The sequence below is a fragment of the Streptomyces sp. NPDC000941 genome (assembly GCF_053599555.1).
The window spans coordinates 1-3064 of record NZ_JBSFMM010000471.1; the positions used below are offsets into that span (position 1 = coordinate 1).

General features: G+C 75.1%; 2 protein-coding genes. Both read left to right on the forward strand.

The window, feature by feature from the left end; genetic code table 11:
- Positions 1 to 2337 (forward strand): DEAD/DEAH box helicase (locus tag ACWDSL_RS52740; RefSeq protein ID WP_450496828.1); only part of this gene is annotated, 2337 nt, incomplete at its 5' end.
- A partial coding sequence (locus ACWDSL_RS52745; protein ID WP_450496829.1) for an SWIM zinc finger family protein occupies positions 2334 to 3064 on the forward strand: 731 nt, incomplete at its 3' end. The genes ACWDSL_RS52740 and ACWDSL_RS52745, both read left to right, overlap by 4 nt.

Genomic DNA, 3064 nt, shown 5'->3' on the forward strand with positions numbered 1-3064 from the left:
GCCAAGCCGCAGCGCCTGCCCGCGCAGCGGGCCTGGGCGGCGGATGTCGCCGCCGGGCACGACGCCGGCGTCCGGCTGTCGCTGCGGATCGAGCTGCTGCACGGTGATCTCACCGGCAGCGGTGACCTCACCGGCGACGGCAACGGCCACCGCGACGGAAACGGCAAAGCCCCCTCCGGTCCCCGCTTCCGCGCCGTCCTCCAACTCCACAGCCTGGCCGACCCAGCCCTGCTGGCGGACGCCGCCGAGGTGTGGGCGGGCACCTCGGCCGCCGCCGCGGCCCTGGGCCCGCGCGCCCGTATGGACGCGCTGCTGACGCTGCGACGGGCCGCCCGCGCCTGGGTGCCGCTCGCACCGCTGCTGTCGGCCGCCGTGCCCGACGCGCTCGACCTCGCCGACGAGGAAGTCGTCGAACTGCTCGGCCCGGCGGCCGAGGCGCTGGACGCCACGGGAGTCCAGGTCCACTGGCCGAAGGAGCTGGCGCGGGGGCTGACCGCGCGCGCCGTCGTCGGCCCGCAGGGCGGTGCCGACGGCGAGGCACCGGACCCGGCCGGATCCGCGATGCCCTCGTATCTGTCGGCCGACGCGCTGCTCCGCTTCAGCTGGCGGTTCGCCGTCGGCGACCAGGAGCTCACCCGGGCGGAGCTGGACCGGCTCGCCGAGGCCGCCCGTCCGGTGGTGCGGCTACGTGACCAGTGGGTCGTCATCGACCCGGAGGCGGTCCGCCGGGCCCGCGGCCGCAAGGACCGCGACATCACCACCGCCGACGCGCTCGGCGCCGTGCTGACCGGCCGGACCGAGGCCGAGGGCACCGGCGTCGACGTGCGGGCCGCAGGCTGGCTGGCCACGCTGCGGGACCGTCTCGCCGACCCCGAGGGCACGCGCCACGAACCGGTCGCCCAGCCCGCGAGCTTGGCCGCCACCCTGCGCGACTACCAGCTGCGGGGCCTGGGCTGGCTGAACCGGATGACGTCGCTCGGCCTCGGGGGCACGCTCGCCGACGACATGGGTCTTGGCAAGACCATCACCCTGATCGCCCTCCACCTTCACCGCCAGACCGTCCCCGAGGCCGCCGGGCCCACCCTCGTGGTCGCGCCCGCCTCCCTGCTGGGGAACTGGCAGCGCGAGATCGAACGGTTCGCGCCCGGCACCCCGGTGCGCCGCTTCCACGGCGCCGCGCGCACCCTGGAGGACCTGGCGGACGGGGAGTTCGTCCTCACCACGTACGGGACGATGCGCCTCGACGCGCCACGGCTGGCCGAGGCGGCGCCCAAGGGCTGGGGTCTGGTGGTCGCCGACGAGGCGCAGCACGTCAAGAACCCGTACTCGGCGACCGCCAAGCAGTTGCGCACCATCGGTGCCAAGGCGCGCGTCGCGCTCACCGGCACCCCGATCGAGAACAACCTCTCCGAGCTGTGGGCGATCCTCGACTGGACGACGCCCGGGCTGCTCGGCGGCCTCGGGTGGTTCCGCGCCCACTACGCCCAGGCCGTCGAGAGCGGAAGCGACCCGGCCGCCGCCGAGCGGCTGGCGAAGCTCGTCCGCCCGTTCCTGCTCAGGCGCCGCAAGTCGGACCCGGGCATCGCGCCCGAGCTCCCGCCGAAGACCGAGACGGACCGCGCCGTGTCGCTCACCAAGGAGCAGGCGGGGCTGTACGAGGCGGTGGTGCGCGAGATGCTCGCCGAGATCTCCGGCGCCGACGGGCTGGCCCGGCGCGGGCTCATCGTCAAGCTCCTGACCGGCCTGAAGCAGATCTGCAACCACCCCGCGCAGTATCTGAAGGAGGACCGGCCCGTCATCCCCGGCCGGTCGGGAAAGCTGGAGCTGCTGGACGAACTGCTGGACACCATCCTCGCCGAGGACGCGAGCGTGCTCGTCTTCACCCAGTACGTACAGATGGCGCGCCTCCTCCAGGACCACCTGGCGGCGCGCGGCATCGGCGCGCAGCTGCTGCACGGCGGCACGCCGGTGGCGCGCCGTCAGGAGCTCGTGGACCGCTTCCAGGAGGGCGAAGTGCCCGTGTTCCTGCTGTCCTTGAAGGCGGCGGGCACCGGCCTGAACCTCACCCGGGCCGGGCATGTCGTGCACTACGACCGCTGGTGGAACCCGGCCGTGGAGGCGCAGGCCACCGACCGCGCGTACCGGATCGGGCAGACCCAGCCAGTGCAGGTGCATCGGCTGATCGCCGAGGGCACGGTGGAGGACCGGATCGCCGCGATGCTCGAGCGCAAGCGGGAACTGGCGGACGCGGTGCTCGGCGCCGGGGAGGCGGCGCTCACCGAACTGACCGATGCCGAGCTGGCACAGCTCGTGGAGTTGAGGGGGACCGAGCGATGAGCGACACCGGGGACGGCCAGGCGGCGTACGACGGGCGCGAGCGCACCTTCGAGGCCCTGCCGCCCGCCCGCGGCCGCGGCTTCGCCAGCACCTGGCGGGGCCGGGCGTGGCTGAAGGCGCTGGAGGACACGGCGCTCGACGGGCAGCAGCTGGGGCGCGGGCGCAAACACGCGCGCGAGGGCGCGGTCGGGGCGGTGTGCGTACGGCCGGGCCGGATCACGGCGGTGGTACGGGATCGCGACCGTACGCCCCACCGCTCCGATGTGCTGCTGCAGGAGTTGACCGGCGCCGAGTGGGAACGGCTGCTGGACGTGGTCGCCGACCGGGCCGGACATATCGCCGCCCTGCTCGACCGGGACATGCCCCCGCAGCTCGCGGAGGACGCGGCGGCCGCGGGCGTCGAACTGCTCCCGGGCATCGGCGATCTGGAGCCGCAGTGCGGTTGCGAGGCCTGGGACCACTGCCCGCACACCGCGGCGCTGTGCTACCAGGTCGCCCGGCTGCTGGACGAGGACCCGTTCGTACTGCTGCTGATGCGCGGCCGGGGGGAGCGCGAGCTCCTGGACGAGCTCCAGGTGCGCAGCGTGGCGCGCGCCGCCGGGCGGCGCGCCCCGGACGGCGCGGCGGAAGATGCCGCGGGCCACGCGCCGGAGGGCGTCTCGGCGCAGGAGGCGTTCGCCGCGGCTGCCTCCCGGCCGCCGCTGCCCGCGCCCCCGCCGACCATTCC